Annotated in this window: 27 protein-coding genes and 1 pseudogene; 4 read left to right on the forward strand and 24 right to left on the reverse strand. The window is 38.8% G+C overall.

Annotated elements, in window-relative coordinates; translation table 11 throughout:
• Window positions 1-125: 125 nt before the first annotated feature.
• The 7 genes from WKH56_RS19035 to WKH56_RS19065 all read right to left on the reverse strand — a co-directional run bounded on the left by WKH56_RS19035 (window position 126) and on the right by WKH56_RS19065 (window position 9,703).
• Complete coding sequence (locus WKH56_RS19035; RefSeq protein ID WP_034268925.1) at window positions 126-1,358, reverse strand: aminopeptidase; 1,233 nt, start codon at window positions 1,356-1,358, stop codon at window positions 126-128.
• Between the two features lie 143 nt (window positions 1,359-1,501).
• Window positions 1,502-2,296, reverse strand: a complete 795-nt coding sequence (locus WKH56_RS19040; RefSeq protein WP_034268928.1) for an IclR family transcriptional regulator — start codon at window positions 2,294-2,296, stop codon at window positions 1,502-1,504.
• A 52-nt stretch (window positions 2,297-2,348) separates the two neighbouring features.
• The gene (locus WKH56_RS19045) at window positions 2,349-3,125 is read right to left on the reverse strand and encodes a fumarylacetoacetate hydrolase family protein (RefSeq protein ID WP_168760950.1); all 777 of its coding nucleotides are present in this window, start codon (window positions 3,123-3,125) and stop codon (window positions 2,349-2,351) included.
• A gap of 106 nt (window positions 3,126-3,231) precedes the next feature.
• Window positions 3,232-5,409, reverse strand: a complete 2,178-nt coding sequence (locus tag WKH56_RS19050) for a malate synthase G (RefSeq protein ID WP_028412896.1) — start codon at window positions 5,407-5,409, stop codon at window positions 3,232-3,234.
• 171 nt (window positions 5,410-5,580) lie between these two features.
• Window positions 5,581-7,032: an FAD-linked oxidase C-terminal domain-containing protein gene (locus WKH56_RS19055; protein WP_168760952.1), complete on the reverse strand. Its 1,452-nt coding sequence runs from the start codon at window positions 7,030-7,032 to the stop codon at window positions 5,581-5,583.
• Entirely contained in the window at window positions 7,016-8,377 is a 1,362-nt protein-coding gene (locus WKH56_RS19060; protein WP_168760953.1) for a (Fe-S)-binding protein, read from the reverse strand. The genes WKH56_RS19055 and WKH56_RS19060 overlap by 17 nt, the downstream gene beginning before the upstream one ends.
• Window positions 8,378-9,703, reverse strand: a complete 1,326-nt coding sequence (locus tag WKH56_RS19065) for an FAD-binding oxidoreductase (protein WP_310883907.1) — start codon at window positions 9,701-9,703, stop codon at window positions 8,378-8,380.
• Window positions 9,704-10,084: 381 nt separating this feature from the next.
• On the opposite strand from WKH56_RS19065, the pseudogene WKH56_RS19070 reads away from it, so the two are divergent.
• Window positions 10,085-11,784 (forward strand): annotated as a pseudogene (locus WKH56_RS19070) (L-lactate permease).
• A 57-nt stretch (window positions 11,785-11,841) separates the two neighbouring features.
• On the opposite strand, the gene WKH56_RS19075 reads toward WKH56_RS19070, so the two are convergent.
• Entirely contained in the window at window positions 11,842-12,132 is a 291-nt protein-coding gene (locus tag WKH56_RS19075; protein ID WP_013057559.1) for a hypothetical protein, read from the reverse strand.
• Between the two features lie 117 nt (window positions 12,133-12,249).
• Window positions 12,250-12,897 carry a VC0807 family protein gene (locus WKH56_RS19080; protein ID WP_013057564.1) on the reverse strand — a complete coding sequence of 216 codons (648 nt, stop codon included), beginning with the start codon at window positions 12,895-12,897 and terminating at the stop codon, window positions 12,250-12,252.
• 251 nt (window positions 12,898-13,148) lie between these two features.
• On the opposite strand from WKH56_RS19080, the gene WKH56_RS19085 reads away from it, so the two are divergent.
• On the forward strand, window positions 13,149-13,295 hold the full coding sequence (locus WKH56_RS19085; protein ID WP_014459567.1) for a YuzK family famiily protein: 147 nt from the start codon (window positions 13,149-13,151) through the stop codon (window positions 13,293-13,295).
• 108 nt (window positions 13,296-13,403) lie between these two features.
• Window positions 13,404-14,207, forward strand: a complete 804-nt coding sequence (locus WKH56_RS19090; protein ID WP_063247755.1) for a lipid II flippase Amj family protein — start codon at window positions 13,404-13,406, stop codon at window positions 14,205-14,207.
• A 27-nt stretch (window positions 14,208-14,234) separates the two neighbouring features.
• Here WKH56_RS19090 and WKH56_RS19095 read toward each other — a convergent pair whose 3' ends face one another.
• The 15 genes from WKH56_RS19095 to WKH56_RS19165 all read right to left on the reverse strand — a co-directional run bounded on the left by WKH56_RS19095 (window position 14,235) and on the right by WKH56_RS19165 (window position 22,819).
• Entirely contained in the window at window positions 14,235-15,011 is a 777-nt protein-coding gene (locus WKH56_RS19095) for an ABC transporter permease (protein WP_168760955.1), read from the reverse strand.
• Window positions 15,008-15,898, reverse strand: a complete 891-nt coding sequence (locus WKH56_RS19100) for an ABC transporter ATP-binding protein (RefSeq protein ID WP_168760956.1) — start codon at window positions 15,896-15,898, stop codon at window positions 15,008-15,010. Before WKH56_RS19100 ends, WKH56_RS19095 begins: the two co-directional genes overlap by 4 nt.
• Before the next feature lie 12 nt (window positions 15,899-15,910).
• Window positions 15,911-16,102: a PLD nuclease N-terminal domain-containing protein gene (locus WKH56_RS19105; protein ID WP_013057569.1), complete on the reverse strand. Its 192-nt coding sequence runs from the start codon at window positions 16,100-16,102 to the stop codon at window positions 15,911-15,913.
• On the reverse strand, window positions 16,103-16,303 hold the full coding sequence (locus WKH56_RS19110) for a hypothetical protein (RefSeq protein ID WP_013057570.1): 201 nt from the start codon (window positions 16,301-16,303) through the stop codon (window positions 16,103-16,105).
• Window positions 16,303-16,623: a YxlC family protein gene (locus WKH56_RS19115; protein WP_048019061.1), complete on the reverse strand. Its 321-nt coding sequence runs from the start codon at window positions 16,621-16,623 to the stop codon at window positions 16,303-16,305. The genes WKH56_RS19110 and WKH56_RS19115 overlap by 1 nt, the downstream gene beginning before the upstream one ends.
• Window positions 16,620-17,150, reverse strand: a complete 531-nt coding sequence (gene sigY / locus WKH56_RS19120) for an RNA polymerase sigma factor SigY (protein WP_013057572.1) — start codon at window positions 17,148-17,150, stop codon at window positions 16,620-16,622. The genes WKH56_RS19115 and sigY overlap by 4 nt, the downstream gene beginning before the upstream one ends.
• A gap of 97 nt (window positions 17,151-17,247) precedes the next feature.
• The gene (locus WKH56_RS19125; RefSeq protein WP_013057574.1) at window positions 17,248-17,589 is read right to left on the reverse strand and encodes a DUF1033 family protein; all 342 of its coding nucleotides are present in this window, start codon (window positions 17,587-17,589) and stop codon (window positions 17,248-17,250) included.
• Between the two features lie 155 nt (window positions 17,590-17,744).
• Window positions 17,745-17,924 (reverse strand): hypothetical protein, encoded by a 180-nt coding sequence (locus tag WKH56_RS19130; RefSeq protein WP_153254386.1) that lies wholly within the window; start codon window positions 17,922-17,924, stop codon window positions 17,745-17,747.
• A gap of 62 nt (window positions 17,925-17,986) precedes the next feature.
• Window positions 17,987-18,205 (reverse strand): spore germination protein, encoded by a 219-nt coding sequence (locus WKH56_RS19135; RefSeq protein WP_013083687.1) that lies wholly within the window; start codon window positions 18,203-18,205, stop codon window positions 17,987-17,989.
• A gap of 109 nt (window positions 18,206-18,314) precedes the next feature.
• Complete coding sequence (locus WKH56_RS19140) at window positions 18,315-18,836, reverse strand: hypothetical protein (RefSeq protein ID WP_168760957.1); 522 nt, start codon at window positions 18,834-18,836, stop codon at window positions 18,315-18,317.
• A gap of 124 nt (window positions 18,837-18,960) precedes the next feature.
• Complete coding sequence (locus WKH56_RS19145) at window positions 18,961-19,200, reverse strand: YiaA/YiaB family inner membrane protein (protein ID WP_013057577.1); 240 nt, start codon at window positions 19,198-19,200, stop codon at window positions 18,961-18,963.
• A 279-nt stretch (window positions 19,201-19,479) separates the two neighbouring features.
• Window positions 19,480-19,680 carry a DUF6501 family protein gene (locus WKH56_RS19150; RefSeq protein WP_013057578.1) on the reverse strand — a complete coding sequence of 67 codons (201 nt, stop codon included), beginning with the start codon at window positions 19,678-19,680 and terminating at the stop codon, window positions 19,480-19,482.
• A gap of 79 nt (window positions 19,681-19,759) precedes the next feature.
• Window positions 19,760-20,533, reverse strand: coding sequence for an alpha/beta hydrolase (locus WKH56_RS19155; RefSeq protein ID WP_063247751.1), 774 nt, complete (start codon window positions 20,531-20,533; stop codon window positions 19,760-19,762).
• 121 nt (window positions 20,534-20,654) lie between these two features.
• Complete coding sequence (gene ssuD / locus WKH56_RS19160; RefSeq protein WP_168760959.1) at window positions 20,655-21,725, reverse strand: FMNH2-dependent alkanesulfonate monooxygenase; 1,071 nt, start codon at window positions 21,723-21,725, stop codon at window positions 20,655-20,657.
• A gap of 218 nt (window positions 21,726-21,943) precedes the next feature.
• Window positions 21,944-22,819 carry an STAS domain-containing protein gene (locus tag WKH56_RS19165; RefSeq protein ID WP_168760960.1) on the reverse strand — a complete coding sequence of 292 codons (876 nt, stop codon included), beginning with the start codon at window positions 22,817-22,819 and terminating at the stop codon, window positions 21,944-21,946.
• Between the two features lie 130 nt (window positions 22,820-22,949).
• Here WKH56_RS19165 and corA point away from each other — a divergent pair, with 130 nt between their 5' ends.
• The gene (corA, locus tag WKH56_RS19170; protein ID WP_048019057.1) at window positions 22,950-23,912 is read left to right on the forward strand and encodes a magnesium/cobalt transporter CorA; all 963 of its coding nucleotides are present in this window, start codon (window positions 22,950-22,952) and stop codon (window positions 23,910-23,912) included.
• The last annotated feature ends 399 nt before the right edge of the window (window positions 23,913-24,311 follow it).

The following is a 24,311-nucleotide window of genomic DNA, read 5'->3' on the forward strand; positions in this document are numbered from 1 at the left end:
TCATTCACTTAACGTATTACTCTCCTCTTTATATAAAAAAACTTATAGCCACTTCCATAAACTGAGAAGTGGCTATAAGTTTTTTATCTTGATTATTTTAAAGACTTCATAGATTAAACTGTTTATTAAAACGCCCAGTTCCCTTTTCTAAACACAGGCTCGCTTGTACCGTCAGCTTTGATGCCGTCGATGTCCATTTCAGCTGAGCCAATCATGAAGTCAACGTGGGTGATGCTGTCGTTTGCTCCGTTTTGTGATAGCTCTTCTTTAGACATCGTTTTTCCGCCTTCTAAACAGAAGGAATACGAGCTGCCGATGGCTAAATGGTTGGATGCATTTTCGTCAAATAGCGTGTTGTAGAAAATGATGTTTGACTGAGAAATTGGCGATTGATGCGGTACTAAGGCTACTTCTCCTAAGTATTTGGCACCTTCATCTGTTTCAATTAGGTGCTTTAACGTTTCTTCGCCTTCTTCTGCTTTTACATCCACAATTTTTCCGTTTTCAAATGTTAGCGTGAAGTTTTCAATTAAGTTTCCTGCGTAGCTAAGCGGTTTTGTGCTTGTTACTTGACCATTTACGCCGTCTTTTTTTGGAAGTGTAAATACTTCTTCTGTTGGCATATTGGCCATGAACGAGTTACCCTCTTCATTAACACTGCCTGCGCCCACCCAAATATGTTTGTCAGGAAGTTCAATTGTTAAATCTGTTCCTGGCGCTTTATAGTGAAGCTTAGAAAATCTCTTTTCATTTAAAATGTCTACTTTTGTATGTAATGAAGCATTATGCTCTTCCCATGCGGCCACTGGATCTTCTTGGTCTACGCGCACAGATTTAAAAATAGCTTCCCATAGTTTTTCTTGCTGCTGTTCTTCTGGAACGTCAGGAAATACTTTAGCTGCCCAGTCTTTCGAAGGAACAGCTACGATGGACCAGCTGATTTTATCAGATTGGATCGCTTCACGGAATTTTTTCATTGCTTTTCCACTTACTTTTTGGAACGCAGCAATACGTTTGCCGTCTACTCCTTTTAGTAAGTCAGGACCGCTTGAAATTACAGATAAAACAGCGCCTCCGTTTTTCACAAGCTCTTCTCTTGCCTGAGCTTTCCAAGCAGGAAATTCATTAAATACAGATTCATCCGCTTTTTCATATTTCAAACGAACTAAATGATCGTCATGCCAGTCTACATCAACAGACTTTGCTCCGGCTTCGTACGCTTTTTTCGCAATCTCACGAACAAAATCAGCGGAAGAAATATCAGCATTAATGTTTAATACTTGCCCTTTTTGAATGTTTACACCGACTTTTACAGCTAGCTCGGCGTACTTTTCAATATTGCGCTCAAACTGTTCCATAATTTATCTCCTTTACGTATATATTCTAACAACTTTATTGTATCACGAATAAAACATCAATTAAAAATCCTAGCCTATAGTTTACATAATACAATTACGTTATTTTACAGATTATTATATAGAAAAAGTTTGTTCTCTAAGAATCAGAACAAACTTTTGTCTTTCACAGATTCCGTTTTGTAGCCGAGCCGCTCCGAAATGTTCTTGCCTATATCAACCATGCGTTCTTGAAGGTACGTTAATCGCTCATTGGTCATACGCATCGTAGCACCGGAAATGCTGACTGCAGCAACGACTTGACCAAGGTGATCAAAAATAGGGGCTGCGATGCAAGTAATTCCGTATTCATTTTCTTCTAAATCCAGCGCATATCCCTTTTGCTTCACTTCTGAAAGTTCCCGGAGAAAGCTTTCTTCATCTGTAATGGTGTGATCGGTATGAGCTGGTAAGCCTTTTCTTTCAAGAATGCTTGTTACCGTGTTAAGCGGTAAAAAAGCTAGGATAGCTTTACCGACAGACGTACAGTGCATAGGCGCTCTTTTCCCCACTTTTGAGTGCATGCGCAGCGTCTGATTTCCTTCTAGCTTTTCAATATACACTACTTCACCTTGATCGTAGACAACAAGATGAATAACTTCATTTGTCTCACTTTCAAGTTCTTGCAAAAACGGCTTTGCTTCCGTTCGTAGATCAATAGAATCTAAAAGCTTTGAACTTACTTCTAAAAACTTATACCCAAGCTTGTACCGCCCGCTTTCTTGATCTTGTTCAATATAGCCATACTGAGCAAGAGTAGTTAGAATACGGTATACGGAGCTTTTATTAATGTCCATTTGCTTTGCAATTTCTGTGACGCCTACCCCTTCTCTTTCCATGCTGACAATTGTGACAATGTCCAATGCCCGGCTTACAGACTTAACCATATTTTCTCGCTCCATTTTTCCTCTCTCCTCTATGTGTCATTTTACTGCCGGGCATTTTTTATCACTTTTATACGTTTACACGTTCTTTTTCTGCAACAAACGGATTTTGGAGGGTCCCAATTTCTCGGATGGTGCATGCAATAACATCGTTTGCGCTCACCAGTTCCGCGCCGACCGGACTTCCTGTTAAAACCACATCTCCCGGCTTAAGGGTCATAACAGTAGATAGGTAAGCAATCATTTCTCCAACCGAAATAATCATTAAATCTGTCGAGCTGTTTTGTTTTTCAACGCCATTTAAAAACGCTTTTACATGAATCGACTTAAAATCAAGCTCTGTTTCGATTACGGGGCCAAGAGGCGTAAATGAATCAAAGGATTTTCCAATGGTCCAGTGCCCGTCTTTATGAAAATAATCCGGAGCCGTTACATCGTTTCCAATTGTATACCCAAATATATAGTCCTGTACGTCTTCTACTGCGATGTTCTTCGCTTCTTTTCCAATAACAACTGCAAGCTCAGATTCAAACTTAACGTGCTTAATAGCAGTTGGAATAACAATGTCTTCGTTTGGACCAATCACAGAGGATGTGGGCTTAAAAAAGAAGACAGGAATAGAAGGCATTTCTTTTGGCAGCTCCGACTTTGCAGCTGCATAATTAGCGCCTATTCCAATAATTTGATTCGGCTCTAAAGGAGCCAAAAGCCTTACTTCACTCGGTGAAAAAGTCTGCCCTGTATAGTCCCACTTCTCAAATATATTTCCTTCAATAACGCTGATCGTATCCTCTTTTAGTACACCTGTATGACGGCTATCTTGTATAGCAAACCTTACAAATTTCATGACATAACTCCTTTTCCCATTTGCTTTGTTTTAATAAGGATCGTAGGTAGTCAGGTTCTTAAGATGTAAGTACAGCCTGCCATCTCTATGCTGACAGGCCGTTTTTTTACTGTTTTATAGCTGCTTTTGCCTTTGCTTCGATACGACGGCGGTGTAAAATGGGCTCCGTATAGCCGTTTGGCTGATCATAGCCTTGAAATACTAAATCGCAGGCTGCCTGAAAAGCAATGGATGCGCTGTAGTTCGATGACATTGGCTGATACAGAGGATCATTTTCATTTTGTTGATCCACTACTTTTGCCATTCGCTTTAGCGTTTCCGTTACTTGTTCTTTTGTACAAATCCCATGATGAAGCCAGTTGGCTACGTGCTGACTGGAAATACGAAGCGTTGCCCGGTCTTCCATTAGCCCTACATTATTAATATCCGGTACTTTTGAGCACCCTACTCCTTGGTCGACCCATCTTACTACATAGCCGAGTATTCCTTGAGCGTTGTTGTCTAGCTCCTGCTGGATTTCATCTTTGCTCCAATTTGGTTTTTCGGCCACAGGAATTTGCAAAATGTCATCTTGTAAATCAGTGGACTTAGTAAGCAATTCGTTTTGAACATCTCTTACATCAATTTGATGATAGTGAAGAGCATGAAGCGTTGCTGCGGTTGGTGAAGGCACCCATGCCGTATTCGCTCCTGCTTTTAAATGCCCCACTTTTTGTTTCAGCATTTCGGCCATCATATCCGGCATTGCCCACATTCCTTTTCCGATTTGAGCGCGGCCTTGGAACCCGCTTGCTAACCCTACATTTACATTAGACTGCTCGTAGCCTTGAAGCCATTTAGACGCCTTCATATCATTTTTACGAATAACAGCGCCTGCTTCCATAGAAGTGTGAATTTCGTCACCTGTTCGATCCAAAAATCCAGTATTAATAAACGCCACTCGGTCTTTTACTTCTTTGATGCACGCTTTTAAATTAAGCGTTGTGCGGCGCTCTTCGTCCATTACGCCAATTTTAATCGTATGACGCTCAAGCCCTAGCATATCTTCAATTGAATTAAATAACGTGTTGGCAAAAGCCACTTCTTTGGAGCCGTGCATTTTCGGTTTAACGATATAGATAGAGCTCTTTTTAGAATTTTGATACGTACCGTTTTTAAGCAAGGTGTGTTTGGCAATTAAACTAGTAATCACGCTGTCTAAAATACCTTCATAGATTTCGTTGCCATTTCGATCTAAAACAGCGCTGTTTGTCATTAAATGCCCAACGTTTCGAACAAACATAAGCGAACGGCCAGACAGTGAAATCTTTTCCTTGTGGGGAGAAATATAGGTACGGTCTGGATTTAAACGCCTTGTCATGTTTTGACTTCCTTTTTTAAAAGTAGACGTCAAATCACCTTTCATTAATCCCAGCCAGTTGCGGTAAACGTCTACTTTGTCTTCTGCGTCTACTGCCGCTACTGAATCTTCACAGTCCATAATCGTCGTAAGAGCTGCTTCCATTAAAATATCTTTTACACCCGCATCGTCTGTTTTACCAATCGAATCCGTACGATCAATTTGAACTTCAAAATGCAGGCCGTTGTTTTTGAATAAAAGAGCATCAGGGCTTTCTTCTTCTCCTTGATACCCTACAAATTTATCTTCTTCCTGTAACTCTGTTAAACTGCCATCGTTTAATTGAGCAACAAGCTTTCCATTTTCAAGACTGTACTGAACCACTTCTGCATGAGAAGACTGAACGAGCGGAATAACTTCATCAAGAAAATTCTTTGCAAACGCAATAACTTTTTCTCCTCGAATTGGATTATAAGAACTCGTGCGCGAAGCTCCATTTTCTTCACTGATTGCATCAGTGCCGTAAAGTGCATCGTAGAGACTACCCCAGCGTGCATTAGCAGCGTTAATAGCATACCGAGCGTTATTCACTGGTACCACAAGCTGTGGTCCCGCTTGATAGGCAATTTCGCTGTCTACTCCTTCTGTACCAATAAGAAAATCTTCTGCCTTGTCTTCTAAATAGCCAATTCTCGTTAAAAACGATTTGTATTCGTTAAAGTCACCGTCAGGATTTTCTTGATGCCATGCATTAATTTGAGCTTGAAGCTGATCACGCTTTTCTAACAAACGTTTATTTACGGGTGTTAACTCAGTTACTAACGCTTCAAAATCAGACCAAAAATTTTCTGTACTTAGGCCGCTGCCCGGGAGAGCTTCCTCATTAATAAATTGATAGAGAACTGGAGCTACTTTCAGATTTCCAACTTGTTTGTAATTTGTCACCGTCTGTTTCCTCCTCTTACTTCTTTACATTTTTAAATTTGGACGCGCTTTCAATTCTTTTTGCCAAAATGGTTAAGACGAACATATGCGGTACTGTTTCTTATTACAAAACAGCGTTTTATTTTTGTTAAAAAAATCATATCATCGAGCGAATGTATTTTCAAGAATTTTCTAAAAATAACCCACTTTTTTCTTTTCTTTTTTGACTTCAGCGCAGCGGCTCGGACTTGGAAAAAGCTTTCCTGCATTTAATAGATTTTTAGGATTAAATACTTCTCGTATATTCGTTTGTGCTTGAATTTCATCTTCATTAAAAACAAATCGCATTTCTTCTTTTTTTTCAATGCCCACACCGTGTTCCCCGGTAATCGTTCCTCCTACTTCTGCACATACTTGCAAACATGCGCTTCCGGCTTCGAGTGCTTTTTCAGTTTCCCCCGGCTTTCTAGCATCAAATAATACAAGCGGATGCAAGTTCCCGTCTCCAGCGTGAAAAATATTGGCAATGCGAAGGCCAGATTCTTCGCTAATTTTGTTGATTCGCTTCAGCACTTGAGGCAGTTTACTTCTTGGAATAACGCCGTCTTGTACGAGGTAGTCAGGGGATATAGCTCCCATCGCTCCAAATCCTGTTTTGCGATTTGCCCACCACCTGGCGCGCTCTTCTTCACTTTCAGCTACTTTCACTTCCCGTACGTTTTGTTTTTTGCATACGTCTAAAATACGTATGATTTGCTCTTCGATACCGGCTGAAATGCCGTCTACTTCAATTAATAAAAGAGCTTCAATATCTCTAGGGTGTCCGACTGGAAACGCAGCAGCTTCCACTCCTTCAATGGCGGTTTTATCCATCATTTCAAGCGCAGCGGGCACAATGCCGGCTGATATAATGTCGGATACCGCTTGACTGCCGTCTTCTACGCGGTCGAAATAGGCAAGTACCGTTTGTTTGGCTTCGGGGTTTTTCAAAATGCGCACCGTAATTTTTGTAACGATTCCTAACGTCCCTTCTGATCCTGTTAAAAGTCCTAATAAATCATATCCCGGTTCATCTGGAATACCTTGCTTGCCAAGTTCAATCACATCTCCATTTGGAAGCACCACCTCTAGCCCTAAAATATGGTTGGTAGTTACGCCATATTTTAGACAGTGTGCCCCTCCCGCGTTTTCCGCTACATTTCCACCAATGGTGCAGCAATACTGACTCGAAGGATCGGGTGCATAATAATATCCTTTTTCAGAGATTGAATTAGTTAACTTAAGATTAATAAATCCGGGCTCTACAACGGCACGTCTGTTTTCATAGTCGACGCTAAGCAGCCGCTTCATTTTCACTAAACTAATAACCACTTCGTTATTAAGCGGAATCGCTCCTCCGCTCAGTCCTGTGCCTGCTCCTCTTGCAAGAAAAGGCAAGTCATGTTCATTGCAGTATTTAACAATGCTAGAAACTTCTTTCGTATTTTGAGGAAATACCACTGCTTTAGGCAAATGTCTATGAATGGTAAACCCATCGCAGTCGTACGCAAGTAAATCTTCTTTATGATACAAAATAGAATGAGCATCTACTAGTTGAGAAAGGTTTTTTACGTGAAGATCTTTTATTCTATTTTTCTTCAACACGATGCGCTTCCTCCTCTTCTTTTTGATAGGCCCACTCCAAAAGCTGTACCGTGTGAACAATTTGCTGACTTCGTCCATATTTTTTTACTCCTACTGCCATCTGCAGCATACATCCTGGGTTTCCCATTGAAATCATTTCTACATCATCAGGGATATGTTCCATTTTATTTTGGAGTACGGCTCCCGCCATTTCAGGGTTTGTTAAATTATAAATTCCTGCGCTTCCACAGCATCTGTCTGCGTTAGCCATATGAACCATTTCCACTCCTGGAATAGAAAGCAAAATATCTCTTGGTTCTTCTCTGACTCCTTGACCATGAGCTAAATGACAAGCATCGTGGTACGTAATGCGCGTATGCAGCTTCGCCTGCGGAGGGCGATATCCCGTATCGTGAAGGTATTTTGAAATATCTTGGACTTTTTCAGCAAAGACTTCGGCTTTTTCAAGCCACTCTTGCTCTTCTTCTCTAAATAGTTCAGGATACTCTTTTAACATGCAGCCGCATCCTGCAGCGTTTACAATAATAGTATCGGCATGTTGAAACGCCTCTATATTTTTTTTGGCAAGCTGCCTTCCCATGTCTCGGTCTCCTGCATGAACGTGCAAAGCACCACAGCACGTCTGAGACTGAGGAATAACAACGTCGTTGCCGTTTCTTCTTAATACATTAAGAGTCGCTTCGTTAATATCACTGAACATGACGTCCATAATGCAGCCCGTTAAAAAAGCAACTTCGGCTTTTCTTTCGGCTTTTGCTTTTAGAACGCGTTCTTTTTTATATTTTTTTCGAACAGAACGGGTAATTTTAGGCATTACATGTTCCATTTCTGCTAGATGTGTTGGCATCATATTTAACATGCCTGTTGTGCGAACCATTTTTTGCATCCCGCTTTTTTGATACAGCTTCAATAGACTTCCTGCAGCTTCTAAGCGATGAGAATGAGGAAAAAGTTCTTTTAGAAAAAACTTGCTGATCATTCCTTTCCATCCCGTCAAAGGCATCGCCTGACGAATTTGGCCGCGAGCTTCTTCAATGAGTCCGCCAACGTCTACATTTGCAGGACAAGCAGTTGTACAGGCACGGCAGTCCAAACAAGCAAATACAGGATCTGTAAACTGTTCATTCACGCTTATCTTTCCTTCTGCTACCGATTTGATAAGGTGCACGCGTCCTCTTGGTGAATGCTGTTCTTGCCCCGTTATTTCGTAGGTAGGACAAGACTCCAAGCACATTCCGCAGTGTACACAATCCGCCCATTTTTTTTCGTCTGGCGCGTCTTTCCACAAATAATTGCTAACGCTTTGACATGGAGCATCTTTGATATCCACTTTCGCTGAATTCACTTAGATTCCTCCTATAAATCGTTTATAGTTAAGCACATTTTTAGCGTCCACCTTTGCTTTAATTCCTGCTAGTAACGGAAAATGAGAAGGTTTTTCTCCCCATACATTGACTTTTTGACGCAGTATAAAAGGCAAATGTTTAACGACCACATATCCTCCGTACGTTTTAGCTGTTTCAGTAAATGAAGTGATAACGGAAAGAATGGCTTCTTCTGAGCCCTTTATGTAGACTGAGCAAAGACCGTGTCCAACTCCTCCATGTGCTTTTACCAGCATGGGAAGGGATGTTTTTAAAGCAGTACTTTTGTTTATCACGTCAAGTACATTCATATTTGGTACACCGACTTTTAAAGTGGCTTCCGTTTCCTCTTCGAAAGAACAGCATGCACCATTTGGACTAATGTTACTAAAAAATCCCCAAAATACCTCGGCTTCTTTTTCATGAAGCACTTTTAAAATCGTATCAGACGGCTGGATGCTTTTGATGTAATTCTCTTGATAATGAACGGAACTTTCCACATCTTCAAAGCTGATTACAAGCGTAAACAGATGCTGCCCTATTACATCTTCAGCTAGAGAAGGATTTAATAATTCCAAGGAAACGGGCTCTATCATGGAGTCTAAGACTTTGCTAACAAACGCATGAATTTCTTCGATATTGCCTGTTGAAAAAGAAAGAAAAAGAACGCTTTGATACTTGGGCAGCGGACGCAGCTTTAACGTTATTTCGGATATAACGCCGAGCGTTCCCATTGAACCAATAAACAGCTTATTCATATCATAGCCAGCCACGTTCTTGACGACTTTCCCCCCTGAACGAACAATGGTTCCATCTGAATATACGACTCTCATACCGATTACTGCATCTCGAGCTGATCCATAAGACAAGCGCTTTGGGCCACTTTCATTCGCTGCAATAACTCCGCCGATTGTAGCGTAGTCTCCTAGAGCTGGATCAAGTGAAACTTGCTGATTGTACGTTTTTAAATACGTTTGCAGCTCTCCAAACGGCGTACCAGCTTTTACAGTAACCGTCATATCGCATACTGTATGTTCAACAATTCCGCTGTATTCAGTCAGCGAAAGCAAAAGATCTGCTGTGTCTATAAGCCCGCCAAAGCCTTTTTTGGTACCGTTCCCTTCAATGATGACTTTTTTTCCGTGTTCCGCCGCATACCTTAAAACGGCTGCTATTTCTTGTTCTGAAGTTGGCTTAACATGCACGGACCCGTTATTTCCAAGGAAGTGATTCATATGCTGTTCTTCAAGTGTGGAAGGATGAGATAAAATGGATTTTAAATGACCTGGAAGTTCTAACGTACTCAATAAATTGACTCCTCTCGTTTTGTAATAGCAAACAACGTTTCACTAATAACATACAGAAGTGCCATGTATAATACGACTGAAAGTAGTAGATTAATAAGAAGAATAATTAGTAGAATAGATGAAAAGATATATTTTAAGCGCTTACAATCATTTAATCACCTATTCTTGGGATTTTCAACCAGTATTTTCTTCTTATCAACAAAAAAATGTCCGTTCTTTAGAAAAAAGTTTCTTTTAGTACTTGCCTATCACGAAAGGATTAGAATATAATGTAAGCGAATTCATTTTTACATAAGTCATCAGATGACCTTATCATCGTAGTTTTAATGGTTTCGTTTTACTAAATTCGTAGTTCACTAATTTGAAAATGAGGTGTTAGTTATGACATGGACACAGCAGTTCACTCCTGTAGGAAACAGCGTCATTTGGTCTTCATTAATCGCTTTGATTCCTATTCTTTACTTCTTTTGGGCTCTGGCTATTAAACGAATGAAAGGTTATATGGCTGGGATTACAACCTTACTGGTCGCACTTGCCGTTGCGATGCTTGCCTATAAAATGCCGGCTAGCATGGCTTTTATGTCAGCTAGTCAAGGAGCTGTATACGGTATACTGCCGATTGGATGGATTATCATTACATCCGTTTTTCTTTACAAACTAACTGTAAAAACCGGTCAGTTTGATATTATTCGTACCTCTGTCGTATCTATTACAGAAGATCGCAGACTTCAAGCTTTGTTGGTTGCTTTTTCGTTTGGGGCTTTTCTTGAAGGTGCTGCTGGTTTTGGCGCACCTGTTGCGATTTCAGCAGCTTTGCTGGTAGGCCTAGGTTTTAATCCGCTGTATGCCGCGGGCTTATGTTTATTAGCAAATACAGCACCCGTTGCTTTTGGTGCAATCGGTATTCCTATCACGGCTATGGAGGGTCCTACTGGAGTAGCGCAATGGAAATCTCTAAAATGGTAGGCCGCCAGCTTCCTTTTATTTCTGTATTTATTCCGCTATATTTGGTTTTTGTAATGGCTGGATTTAAGAAAACAGTAGAAGTACTCCCTGCTATTCTAGTATCGGGGGTCTCTTTTGCTCTTACACAGTTTGTAAGCTCTAACTTTTTAGGACCTGAACTTCCCGATATTTTATCGGCACTCGTTTCACTTTTTGCGCTCGCTATTTTCTTAAAATTCTGGAAACCGAAAACAACGTTTCGCTTTCAGTCTGAAAAAGCAGCACATGAAGTAGCTTCCGCTTCGGCTGAGCCAAGAGAAACTCAAGGTCAGCCCGCATTCACGGGGGCTCAAATTGCAAAGGCGTGGTCACCTTTTTTAATTTTAACGATCTTTATTTCCATATGGGGAATTCCTCAAATTAAAACCGCTCTGACGGGACATTATGAAGGAGCTAACGCTTTTTTGAGCGCTATCAATTCCGTCGGACATTATTTAACGTTTATGCCAGAAGTACCTTGGTTAAATAATTTAATTTTAAATGGAAATGGAGAACCAATTGCGGCAGTGTATAAGTTAGAATTACTAGGCGCTGCGGGCACAGCTATCCTGTTGTCTGCTGTTGTCACAAAATTTATCGTCAACATCTCTTGGAAAGAATGGTTTATTACGTTTAACGAGACGTGCAAAGAATTAGCGCTGCCGCTGCTTACGATTATGTCCGTTGTGGCATTTGCTTACGTGACAAATGCTTCTGGAATGAGTACAACATTAGGACTGCTATTAGCTAAAACAGGCGCGTTATTTCCCTTTTTCTCTCCTGTACTCGGCTGGCTTGGTGTTTTTATTACAGGATCAGATACATCAGCCAACTTATTGTTCGGCAATTTGCAAAAAATCACGGCCACGTCTATTGGAATGGATCCGCTTCTTGCGCTTGCAGCAAACTCTTCGGGCGGAGTAACCGGTAAAATGATTTCACCGCAGTCCATCGCCGTCGCCTGTGCTGCGGTTGGGCTAGCAGGAAAAGAATCCGATTTGCTTCGTTTTACGGTGAAGCACAGCTTATTTTTACTGCTGATTGTCTGCCTACTAACATTTTTACAATCCAATGTATTATCGTGGATGATTCCTTAATCAAAAAAGCTTCCGCAGCTAGAGGTGAACCTCTGCACGGAAGCCTTTTTCTTTTAGTTAAGATCGATTAATGGCATATACAACAAATAAAACTATGTCTAGCAAAATCATGACAACACCGACAAGCAGCCAGATGTTTCCTTGCGTCTTTTTCTCTCCTTCTTGCATTTCAAACGCTCGAATAGCAAATACAATTCCAAGGGTAAACACGAGAAAAAACAGCTGACGGTAATCAAAAAACGACAGTACGACAAAAATTAAAGTGAAAAACACCATAATCATTTCTAAGATCCGATAAGGCTGCTTTTGACATGCTAATAATAGTTTCATTTCTTGACCTACTTTCATTCCGTTTCTAATAGCGTTATTTTACTATTAATTTTAAATGAGATGTTAGTGTTTCGGGCACTGTTCACTGTTTTGTAACAAAAAAAGCGTACGTTAGCTAAACGCACGCTTCTCCTTTTATTCATTTACATTTGGATTCATTGGATTATCCATCCCTGTTTTATCTTGAATTTTTTTATAGATAAAATACGTGTAGACGGCAATTAAAATGGAGAATGCCCACGTAACGGCCTGACGGAATACAATCATGTTCCCGTACCCTTCTACTCCGTACTTTTGAATCAATACGTATTTTACAATTGCTAAAAATACATAGCGACCTGCGAACAGTACTGTAAGCCAGTTCATCATTTTGAATAAATCAGGCTGGTGGAAGAGCTTAAGAGAATCTTCTCGCTTATAGCCCATTAAGTACGCCGTATCTACAAAAAAGTACAAACCAATTGGCTTTTTTATCACAATGGTAAAAAGGACAACTACAGCCAGTCCAATCATAAAGTATACTTGATTGTTTAACATCGTCGCTGCGTTTCCTGAAATTAAATCAATAATGGTACGTGCCAGCAGCGTAATGACAATAAACAATCCTGTTACGTTAAACTGGCGATCTTTAATAAATGTATAAATGGTATACACAAACGCTGGTGCTGTTGAAAGCAAAATGGCATAGTAATCACCAATAATGTCTTTTCCCTGATTCCATATTAGGTAAGGAATAGCGATATAAAAAAGTAAATCAAACCATACTCGTTTTGTATTGTTCATATATAACTCCTTTAAAAACGTTGTTCCTGCTATTATATGGGATACTACGCAAGAAAAAAAGGCTTTTACCTGGAATGTTATGAAATTTTAATCATTTATGTTTAGATCCAAAGCGACAGGGAAAACGATTTCTAGAAAGACTTCAAGAATTATAAACATCGAAACACTTGAGCAGCAATACATGTGCCACAAGTGAAAAATGCTGAAAGGATTGATTCATTATCGCACTTCACCTAACGTACACGTCAGAAATGGAAAAGGCCATGCAGCTTTCTCACGGCGTGGGGTATGCTGAATATAGCCGTAAACTAGACAAACGTCTACAGGTGGAAAAAGAACGGGAAAAAGATTATCAGGCTAGCAAAGATATACTTCGTGATATTAACCAGCATCGATAATAAAAAGCCGCTTGCTACCAAGAGTAGCAAGCGGCTTTTTATTTACAAATGAACCAAAATTATACATAATAAGGAAGTGCGTGTATCAAAGAAAGGAACTTACTTATTATGATGGAAAAATTACTGATTATTTGTGTATTTGTAGGAATTATTCACATGATTGAAACACTAGCCTACTCTGTGAGACTCGCGGGCTTGAAAACTGGAAAACTAGTCGTGGCCCTATCTCTTTTTAATATTATTGTCATCGTTTCAAGAACAGCTAATATGGTGCAAGCTCCGCTGACCGGCAAATTAGGAGATGCGGTCCAGTCTAAAGAAGATTTGCCCCTTCTACTTCATCAGCTTCAAACTATCTTGCTCGCGGCCTCTATTGGGACAATCGCAGGTGCTCTTTTAATTCCTAGCTTTGTATCAATCTTCTCTCGCATGATTTCACACTTAGAAGTAGCAGGATCTGTACCCAAAATGATGAAAAACATTACTTCTATACATACGCTGGAAAAAGCAAAAAAACACGTGAAGCGTCCTAGGTGGATTATGCTGTCTCAGCTTCGAATAGGCGGAGTGCCCAAGCGGTTGCTTCTTTTGAATTTAATGGCTACGACCATTTATACAGTAGGTGTTCTTTCCACTCTTTATGCTTCTACGCTCGAGCCTACCCTTTCTAAATCAATTCTGATGTCTTCTGGTCTTATTAACGGACTAGCGATGATTACCCTTGCTGTGTTTGTAGATCCGCAAGTAGCCATTTTAACTGAAAAGGTAATGAAAGGTGAATCGACTAAGCAATCTATGAATAAAATGGTTGGTACACTCGTCATCTCTCGTTTATGCGGGACAGTATGTGCCCAGATTCTCTTAGTCCCCGCTGCTCTTTATATTGCGTGGATTTGCAAATTAATTCCTTAGAAAAAAGACTTCGTTTCAGAAGTCTTTTTATACATATTCTACTTTTTTATATCTATAAACAGCAGCAATTAAAAGAAGAAAGCAGCTCACTAATGTAACAACTACGGTATTGGTGACACTTTGTGACCAGTGCAATTGTTCAAGTATATGACCGGCGTATTGTGACAGCGCTGCAGGACTCCACTTTAATTGATTCGTAAACAAAGTACTCAAAAATGAAAGTGACGCAATGATCAATATGCTTACTCCAGCAATTCCTCCGCTTTGTAAAAGAAAGGTTCCAGCTGTCACTAAAACGGACAGAATAAAAATCAGCCACAGACTGTATAAAAGAAAGCTAACTAGCATATGAGTCCAATCCACATGTGAAAATAAAAGATTTGTATAATACCACGCTGCTATATAGCTTATAAACGTTGAGCCAATGACCAGTACGATTTGCGCAGCCCATTTACTCATAATGTATTGAATGACGCTCACCGGTCTCATCATAACAAGTACAGCCGCATGATTTTGTCGTTCATTTGAAATCATATTCATGCTTGCTAGTACAATCAATAAGATTCCTATTGTGCTATATTGTGAAAGGACACCTTGCAATACTTCTTGACCGGTGGGAGTAGGAAGTTGAATAATGGCTCCTTTTGGTAAATTTCCTGCCATATCAATGATTTGTGGCATATAATAATTCGTTAAAGGCTGTGTGATGCCTAGCAAAATTAGAGAGACAGGCAGCCAAATTCCTTTGCCGTTCGCAAATAATTCATGCAGTTCCTTTTTAAATAAGACTCCAAATGTGTTCATTTGTTCATCACCTCTAGATACACATCTTCGAGAGAATGCTGTTTTCGTTCAAATAAAACAAGATTTGCTTGTTGATCAACAAGCAGTTGAAGCAGCAGCTGCTGCTGAGATGTATCTTTTACACTTACAGTGGCTTTATAAGGAGAATGAAACAGCACCTGTTCACTTGGCAGACTGCCAAATGATGCAGGGAGCCTTTCTTCTGTTTCAATCGTAAAAGCAGGATCCGCAAACTCTTGGTGCAGCGAACTCTTTGTTCCATTCCATTTCATGCGTCCGTTTTTAATCATAATCATGTTATCGCATATTTGTTCTGCATCATGCAAAATGTGAGTTGAAAAAAGGATGGTCGTATCTTTTTTTAATGTTTCGATAATCATTAGGACATCTTTTCTGCCTTCAGGATCCAAAGCCGAAACGGGTTCATCTAAAATTAGCAGTTCAGGTTTATGTAACAAGGCTTGCGCTAAGCCCAAACGTTGTTTCATTCCTCCAGAAAAGCCAGCAATTTTCTGCTTTTCCTTTCCTTTTAAACCTACCGTTTCAAGTACTTCATCTATTCGTTGGGAAAGCACATTCTTTGAAATGTTAGATAAAAGACCTAAAAAAGTTAAATACTGCTGAGGCGTCATCCAATTAAAAAACGTAGGATGCTGCGGCAGAAAGCCAATAAATGATCGTACGTCTTGATGCTGTTTATCTTCAAAAGAAATTTTCCCTTTATTAGGTGCAGTAAGACCTGCAATCATATGCAAAGTAGTCGTCTTACCTGCACCATTAGGGCCTAACAATGCTGCACATTTTCCTTTATCGAGATTAAATGAAAGGTTATCTACAACGGTTATATTACGGTACGTTTTTGTCAGTCCTTCTACTTGCATAAACATCTTCGCTCCACCTCACTGTTTTTTACGTCCTAAAACAAAATATAAAACGGGACCGACTGTACTTACACATAAAATGATGAGTCCCCATAACCATTTTGGTCCGTTTGTCTCTTCTTGCTTTATGCAGCTTATTAACGCTGGAATCATTAAAAGCAATTGTAAGAATAGAATTGGAGCAATTAACAACCAGTTAATGTCCTTCATTTACATCCCCCTTTTTCTTCGTGCTGGAAGCCAAATAATAAAAAACCAATAAAACAGCGTTGGCATTGGAATTTGAATCAGCCCCCATATTCCCCAAAACCATGGATGGGCGCCGCGTTTTTTTGCATTGATAAAAAGGAGAAAGCTTTGAAGAAGAAGAAATGGCGAAATAAACAGAACCAAAATCCATTTTTCATTCATTATAAAAACATCTCCTTTTTCCGTTTATAGTGAAAGACGATAAAAGAAAGAGGCGCAACAATGATCCCGATCACTTCAATGGCGATAAATAAGGCAGGTATTTGTAAAATAGCCGTTGCCATTACTGTTAAAATAACAAGTGCTGTTAATGTAAATAAGCATAATTCTTTCCGGAAAGCTTTTTTCTGCTTTTGTTTTTCAATAAGAAGTTGTTCTTTAATTACATGAAGAGAAATATGTTCATGACTTGCTAAACTCTCTAGCTGCTCCCAATCTTTTTTTAAAGAATGCAAGGGCTGATTGTCATTTTCTTTTCTCATTCTTTCCACTCCTTTCTCAGTATGTTTACTCCTTTGTTTACTCTTGATTTGACCGTTCCTGCTCGCATATTCAGCATATGGGCAATCTCATCGTATGTATATCCGTAATAATGTCGAAGCAAGACAGGAATTCGAAAGCGTGAATCGAGTTCATTAAAATCGGAAAACATCTCACTCCATTCCACTCCTTTGTATTTAGCTTTCCACTGAAGCTGATGCGATAAAGACTGCTTTATTCGCTGAAGACTGCTTTTTTCACGTTTTTGCTTGCGCAAATAGTCCATGTACAGTCTTGAAGCAATAGATATCATCCAAGTCGAAAACTTTGCTTCATTTTTGTATGAAGAAAGATTCACGTAACACTTCATCATTGCTTCCTGACACAATTCACTGCATAAGTCCTCATCTAATGTCAGCTTTAAAAGGTATTTATATAAAAATGAATGATAGCGCTGAAATAATAATGAAAAGGCATCATCATCACCTTGTAATGCTTTTTGGACAAGGATGAAATCATCTTGTTCCAAAGCGGTCACCCCTCCTTTTTGTTTCATCACCTATATGACGCTTGAGCGATTGAAATCGTTCATTTTTTATATAAAAAAAACGCCCCGCAGGACGTTTTTATTTAGTACGAAGCATTTTTAATCCTTCTTCATCTTCTTCTAATGAATAGACTTCATCGTTTTTAGCGAATAAAACACCGTGGAAGATTTGAAGGTCATCATCACAGGCCTCGCAAAATTCCTTTTCGCCTTCGTTCCAAAAGCTAAAGAGCGCTAGTTCATCACTTCGCACGCTTGCGTATTTTTGATGAAATTCATAAATCATCATCGCGTAGTAGCGAAGCGCTTCTTCTTTTTTTTCAAATTCAATGGTTTCAATAATATCTTTTTCCCAGCCTTCTAAAAAAAGCCAAGGTTCACAATCACTTTTTATTTTATGAACTCTCCATTTATCTGTCATGATTGAACATCTCCTTACTTACAGCTTACTTCTAAAAATTCTCTTTTCCTTATTATTCAGCAAAAATAACTTTGAATCAAGTAAAACGGAAAAAAACGCCTATTTTTAGGAAATAGGCGCTAACAAGTTGGCTTAATCTGAACTTCTTTTTTATATTAGTAATAGCCCCTTAAACTATAAGGAACTAAACTGCCCGTATAATACTGGGTAACAGGAGGGAAAACGCCGGCTGAAGGCGTGATTTTCCCCCACCAAGATGGTTTTTTGCCCCACCAGTTATCCATCGCTCCATCAGGTGACACGACAAATCCAATTGGACGTGCAAAAGAAGGCATAAAATACGGATAAAACGAATACTGAAAAGGCGTGTAGAAAGAAGAGTAAAACATCTCTTTCCTTATCCGTTTCCGAAGCCGTTTTGGTCAGAACCATCCGGATCGAGCGTATTTGTATTAGAAAGTCCCGAATTTGTATTTACACAAATTCCTGTATTTGAAGACCCTGAACCTTGCGCAGTTTTACTGTTACTTTTTGGAGAAACATAGTACGTGTCGCCAAATGTAACGACTCCTCCTGTAACATTTGGAATCACTACATGATTAATAACAATCGGCATTATCCTCACCCTTTTTATTTTCATCGTGATGTAATATATGAATGATTTATCAAAAGGGTTATAAATTAATGGATATAAATAAAAAATCCCCCTGCAGAGTGGGGTATTTTTACGCTTTTACCTCTTTTTTAGAATGACTTAATTCATCTCGAAGAATATCAAAATCTCGTTCTGCTACTTCTTCAATTTTAGTATACAACTCATTCTCTGTTAGAAGTCCTTTTTCTTCAAGTATTTCGACAAGAGCCTTAAACTTTATTCTAGATAAAAGCATTTCGTTGACCGTGCTCTCTGTTGGACGTTCATTTTTCACTTGTTGTTTTTCTTTAACAGGTTCTTGCTGCAGCTTCACTCTGAAAACAATATTTGTATGATCTGTAATTTCAGGTGACTGATAAAATGTGCTATGCGAAATGTTTTTTAGTGTTAGCGTTTCTTTTGTCTCCATATTTGTTACTTCAAAGTACGGATCCTCAAAAAATGCATCATATTTATCATAAGCTGCTTTGCCTACAACCGAAAAAGAAAAGTTTAGCCTTTTCAACTCTTCACCTGTATTCGCATCAGTAATCATTTTTTCTTCAAACATATCAACGTGAAAATTTACGTTATTAATCATTAGTTGTGTCAATTCAATCGCCTCCTTCTTTATTAATACGACATGGAGTGACAAGTTCCCTGTTTTTTTATATAAAAAAACATCTCCCAAAAATGGGGATGTTTTTCAAAGAGCTAGAAAAATGCTTTTTTTAGCTCTACAATTCTTCTTCTGCTTTGTCATATTTGCGTTCGTGCGCCGTATCTTCTTCGTTATCACGAATGGTTTTTTGAAGCACAAAAGCGGACATCGTTAAGTATAATGTTCCAACAGCATAATAACCTTTTACCGGTAATGATGCATCTAAGGTATAAATTCCTATAAACATAGCTAATAGTGCTGTAATAAAAGCTGTCCATGCTAAAAATGTAAAAGCTGCTGTATTACGCTTTTTCATCGTATGACCTCCTCTTTTCCTTTTTCTGTTAAGCGTCGCTTTCATTTTACATTGTAAAATAATTGTTGTCATGGGTATTTATAGTCAGTTACCCTTTTAATCAGAACAAGAAACGGAAGAATTTAGGTCTTACATCCTATTTTTATCATAAAGCTTTTTTTCGAAATGATGAGATATATGGAATTTCTCTTTAAAAGTATGTTCATTCGTTTTCATTAAGAAAAGCTCCATTTAATTATTGCAATAAAAAAATCATCGCCGAGACGATGATTTTTTTGTTTAGCCTTCAAAGTATTCTTTATAAAAGCCGCCGACTTGGCCAGTGTTATCAACAACAAAATAAAATTCTTCTGTTTCGTTTTTTACATCATATGTTTTTCCTGCTGTTAAAACATTTTCAACCACGAATTTTTTTGCATCTGTATGTATGCATTTTACTTGTTTAATTGTTGGACGATCGTTCCATTCTAAATGAATCATGTATGTACACTCCTTTGTTTTCATTCAAGATTCATTTTATCTTACTTGAAGTAAAAAAGAAACGGAGCGAATTTAAAAATTAAAAAATTCGCTCATGCACTTTTTTTTTGGCAACTGTTGCTTGTACAAACTGTGCCGTTTGTGCAACAATTGTGTCTTTATCAAAATCCATCGACGCAACATGGTAAGAGTTTCGAAGCATGTACTGTCTTTTTTCTGCTGATTGAATATGGTTTAAGATATAAGCTGAATTCTCAGGCGGTACTACGTTATCAACGGTTGATGTTAGTACTAAAGCCGGGCATGTTACATAAGATAAGCGTTCTTTTGTTTCGTCCATTAAAGAAAGCAGCTCACGCATAGAGCGCACTGGTACTTTGTCGTACGTAATTTCATGTGCGTTTGGATCCTTAATATCAGGATGATCTTCTTTTAAATAACGAGGCGTATGACGAGAGCGGTAAGGTTCCATTGAAGGAATGGACGTCATAGCCGGATTGATTGCAATAACTCCGTCAAGATCTAATCCTTGGCTTGCTGTATGAAAGGTGAGAGTGCCTCCCATGGACTGACCTAAGATAAATATATGACGGCATTCTTGCTTCAAACGCTGATACCCATTTAAAAAGTCTTGCTTCCATTTCTCGTACGTTGTTTGTTCAATATCATAGTAGTGAGTACCATGTCCCGTTAGTCGCAAACCGTACACAGTAAAACCTTTTTTAGCTAATTCTTTTCCGATATATTCCATACTTTGAGGAGTCCCCATAAATCCATGAGAAACAAGTATACCAATGTCGTTGCCTTTATAATAAAAAGATTCTGCGCCTTGAATTACGTCGTAACGTTCCATTTTCTTCACCCTTTACCACAAATTTTCTGACTAAATGAACTATCTTTATAATACACCTATAATTCCTATAAGTCAACTGGGTTATTTGTTTTTTTACGATTCAAAAAGAACGAAGCAAGAATTATCTCTTGCTTCGTTCTTTTTGAACATGTGGAAATACTAGCTCAGCAAACGTATATGCTTCTTCTAGATGCGGGTATCCTGATAAAATAAACGTATCAATTCCTAGCTCTTTGTACTCTTTTAACCGATCCGCTACAATTTCAGGACTTCCAACAAGAGCGGTTCCGGCTCCTTCTCGTGCTAAGCCGATTCCTGCCCATAGATTCGGAGCAATCTCCAGTGCACCTCGATCTTTTGTGCCGCTGTGCAAACTTGACTGTGTTTTTTGGGCAGTGGAGTCAAATGACGCAAACTTATCTTGAAACGCTTTGATCGTATCATCATTAACATGTTTAATTAATTTATCTGCAGATTCCCACGCCTCGTCTTCTGATTCTCTTACAATAACGTGCAGGCGAATACCAAAGCGAATGTCCCTGCCTTCGCTTGCAGCTTTTTCTTTCATCTCATCAATTTTCGTCTTGATCACTGCAGGAGGCTCTCCCCACAGCAAATATACGTCTGCATGCTTTGCTCCTACTTCTTTTCCTGCTGGAGAAGACCCGCCAAAGTACAGCGGAGGATACGGTTTTTGGACAGGAGGCGACGGAATGTACGCACCTGTTACATCAAGATGTTCTCCTTTATAGTCCACTTTTTTTCCTTCCATTACATCTCGCCAAATCGTTAAAAATTCATCTGTTAACTCGTAGCGTTTATCATGGCTTAAATAGTTACCGTACGTTGCTTGCTCCACGGGATCTCCTCCCGTCACAATATTTAACATAAGTCGGCCGTTTGACATTTGATCAAATGTCGAAGCCATCCGTGCTGAAAGTGTGGGAGACATGACACCGGGGCGAAGTGCAATTAAAAACTTCAGTCGATTCGTAACGGAAGCAAGTGCCGATGCAATCACCCATGAATCTTCACAATTTGAACCAGTAGGCAACAAAGCACCGTCATATCCTAGATAATCCAGCCCGTGTGCGATTTGCTTTAAGTAGTGAATATCACTTGTTCTACTTCCTTCGGTTGTGCCTAGATAATGTCCGTCGCCTGCTGTAGGGAAAAACCATAAGATGTTCATTTCCATTTCCTCCTAAATATCCTCGCATTCTATATAAAGCGTTTTCATATTATTTGTTCAATTCTTGTTCGCTAATTATAGAGGTGCATTTTTATATTAGCGTATGTAATACTACTCTTTTTATTTATTAAATTAGTAAAATCATAATACCTGTTTAACCTATATGTCAAGTATGAATTGAAATAAAAAAACAAGAATTAAAAATAATTCTTGTTTTTTTATTTCCTCATACGTGAAGCCATCGCATTAGCAAGAGTTGATTTTGTGGATATATTTTCAAACGATAAACCTAAATGAGAAGCGGTAATTGCGATTTCAGGACGTACCCCAGAGATAGTTGATTCTACGCCTATTAATTTTAAGGCATCGATCAGCTGGAAAATCTGATGAGCAACCATCGTATCAACAATAACTACTCCTGAAATATCAATATAAAGGTGATTCACTTGCTGTTCAGCGCAGCGAGTTAACGTATTCTCTAAAATTCGTCGCGCTCTTGCCGTGTCGATATCCCCAACAAGCGGAAGAATCGCGATATGATCGCTCAATGGAATAACTGGCGAACTCAGCTCATTAATCAGCTCTTTGTGTGCCTCAAGCAACCGCTTTGAATGCTGATGGTGCTCTTCAACAAATTTATAAACGGTGATATCAAACACGCGTACAATCAATTCGTTCCATTCGTCTAGTTCTTCTTGCGTAATATCTTGGTCATACTCTTCTACAAATTGATTTAAATACGTTAAATACTGTTTTCTAACTCGGAAAAATTCTCGAATAATATAATGAATAGGCGTTCTTACATGCTCTCCGTCCTCGGCAATCTTTAAAATCCAAGTTTCAAAGGAATCAAAAAATTCTTTTTCACTTTTTATAAATACATCGGCTATGTATAAATGAAATTCATTATTTTGACCTTTTAATACTGAAATGACTTCCGGATGAGTAGATGCATAAACCGATTCTGGGTCATTGTCTTCAAGGCTCTCATACCATTCTTCCGTCAGTTGATCTGCATGTTTTAAGAAAAACATTCGAAGTGCTTCATTTTTATTCAAAACAATTCCCCTTTCCATACGAGCTACTACTATCATTATAATTCAACTTTTTCACCCTTACTAGTTTTATAAAAAGAGAAAAAAGAAAATTATTTTATTAAATACGTGCAATTTATGATTTTATGCTACATTGAAAATAGCTATAAAAACACAAAGGAGTTTTCAAATGATACGAACGTTAGCTCTTACGAACGATAACAAACTTGTGAAACATATACAATTAGATCAGATTCACGATCCCTCTATTCAGTACTATTGGATTGACTTTAACTGCCCTTCTGAAGAAGAAGCGCTGCTGCTTCAATCATCTTTTCACTTTCATCCGTTAGCGATTGAAGATTGCTTTCATTTTCTGCAGCGTCCAAAACTCGATTATTATGAAGGATACAGTTTTTTTGTCCTTCATTCGTTAAATCGTCAAACGTTAGAAGCTGAAGAAGTTGACCTTTTTATCGGCGAAAATTACATCGTTACTTTTCATTTTCACCCGTCAGCTGCAATTGATAAAGTATGGGAAAAGTTGCTTCATACACCTTCGATTCAAGAAAAAGGGATAAGCTATCTTGCATATTCTGTGATGGATAAAGTGGTAGATGAATATTTCCCCACTGTATATCAGATTGAAGATGAGCTGAATGATATAGAAAACATAGATGCAAAGAAATCCATTTCTGTTTTAATGGAAGATGTATTCAAACTTCGAAGTGATTTGCTAAAAATCAGAAGAACCATTTTGCCCATGCGCGATTTATTGTACCGTGTTATAAATTCTGAACGCTTAGATGTTCATCCTGAACAAAAAAGGTATTTTAAAGATGTCTATGACCACTTATTAAAATTAGCCGATATGATTGAATCAAACCGGGAAATGACGTCTGATATGCGCGATAATTATCTTTCTCTTAATTCAAACCGGATGAATTCAATTATGATGACGCTGACTGTTATTTCATCTATCTTTATTCCCCTTACCTTTATCGTTGGCGTATACGGAATGAATTTTGAAAATATGCCTGAGCTAAAGTGGCACTATGGCTATTTCTTTGTGCTTGGCTTCATGGGATTGATAACGCTTGGTTTAATTCTATGGTTCAAGCGAAAAGGCTGGTTTAATGCTGATAAAGAGTAGAAAGATTGAGACATACCGAAATCAATCCAATGTAAAGATGAATAAATTGGATAAGTGAGCTAGTGCTATCAATTTCCGCGGGCGGCCGATGAGTCTCCTCGTCGCTTACGCTCCTGGAGGGTCTCCCCTGTTTCGCTTTTCCTGCAGGAGTCTTCGCCTTGCTCTCCCATCAACCGCTAGAAATCCTACATACATGAATCCTACGTTCATCCTATCAATGAAAAAATTCGAAAGGTTTCGATTTCTACTAAGAGTATGGATTGATTGTTCGGCTCTTCCTTCAACGAAAATATGTTTGCTTCAACCGCCTTTCTATGTGATGATAACTAGTTATTTCCCGAAAATATTTATAAACTAACGTGCTTGCGTTTCCTTTTTCTGAAAAATTTCATAAGATAG

This window comes from Priestia sp. SB1, from assembly GCF_038898415.1.

Coding starts and splice junctions, on each gene's coding strand:
- corA (WP_048019057.1), top strand. CDS start 22,950: ATGATACGAACGTTAGCTCTTACGAACGATAACAAACTTGTGAAACAT.
- ssuD (WP_168760959.1), bottom strand. CDS start 21,725: ATGAACATCTTATGGTTTTTCCCTACAGCAGGCGACGGACATTATCTA.
- WKH56_RS19150 (WP_013057578.1), bottom strand. CDS start 19,680: ATGATTCATTTAGAATGGAACGATCGTCCAACAATTAAACAAGTAAAA.
- WKH56_RS19145 (WP_013057577.1), bottom strand. CDS start 19,200: ATGAAAAAGCGTAATACAGCAGCTTTTACATTTTTAGCATGGACAGCT.
- WKH56_RS19155 (WP_063247751.1), bottom strand. CDS start 20,533: ATGGAACGTTACGACGTAATTCAAGGCGCAGAATCTTTTTATTATAAA.
- WKH56_RS19040 (WP_034268928.1), bottom strand. CDS start 2,296: ATGGAGCGAGAAAATATGGTTAAGTCTGTAAGCCGGGCATTGGACATT.
- WKH56_RS19090 (WP_063247755.1), top strand. CDS start 13,404: ATGATGGAAAAATTACTGATTATTTGTGTATTTGTAGGAATTATTCAC.
- WKH56_RS19100 (WP_168760956.1), bottom strand. CDS start 15,898: ATGTTTATGCAAGTAGAAGGACTGACAAAAACGTACCGTAATATAACC.
- WKH56_RS19135 (WP_013083687.1), bottom strand. CDS start 18,205: ATGCCGATTGTTATTAATCATGTAGTGATTCCAAATGTTACAGGAGGA.
- WKH56_RS19095 (WP_168760955.1), bottom strand. CDS start 15,011: ATGAACACATTTGGAGTCTTATTTAAAAAGGAACTGCATGAATTATTT.
- WKH56_RS19080 (WP_013057564.1), bottom strand. CDS start 12,897: ATGAACAATACAAAACGAGTATGGTTTGATTTACTTTTTTATATCGCT.
- WKH56_RS19105 (WP_013057569.1), bottom strand. CDS start 16,102: ATGAAGGACATTAACTGGTTGTTAATTGCTCCAATTCTATTCTTACAA.
- WKH56_RS19115 (WP_048019061.1), bottom strand. CDS start 16,623: ATGAGAAAAGAAAATGACAATCAGCCCTTGCATTCTTTAAAAAAAGAT.
- WKH56_RS19085 (WP_014459567.1), top strand. CDS start 13,149: ATGGAAAAGGCCATGCAGCTTTCTCACGGCGTGGGGTATGCTGAATAT.
- WKH56_RS19110 (WP_013057570.1), bottom strand. CDS start 16,303: ATGAATGAAAAATGGATTTTGGTTCTGTTTATTTCGCCATTTCTTCTT.
- WKH56_RS19130 (WP_153254386.1), bottom strand. CDS start 17,924: ATGCCTTCTTTTGCACGTCCAATTGGATTTGTCGTGTCACCTGATGGA.
- WKH56_RS19035 (WP_034268925.1), bottom strand. CDS start 1,358: ATGGAACAGTTTGAGCGCAATATTGAAAAGTACGCCGAGCTAGCTGTA.
- WKH56_RS19075 (WP_013057559.1), bottom strand. CDS start 12,132: ATGAAAGTAGGTCAAGAAATGAAACTATTATTAGCATGTCAAAAGCAG.
- WKH56_RS19125 (WP_013057574.1), bottom strand. CDS start 17,589: ATGACAGATAAATGGAGAGTTCATAAAATAAAAAGTGATTGTGAACCT.
- WKH56_RS19045 (WP_168760950.1), bottom strand. CDS start 3,125: ATGAAATTTGTAAGGTTTGCTATACAAGATAGCCGTCATACAGGTGTA.
- WKH56_RS19165 (WP_168760960.1), bottom strand. CDS start 22,819: ATGATAGTAGTAGCTCGTATGGAAAGGGGAATTGTTTTGAATAAAAAT.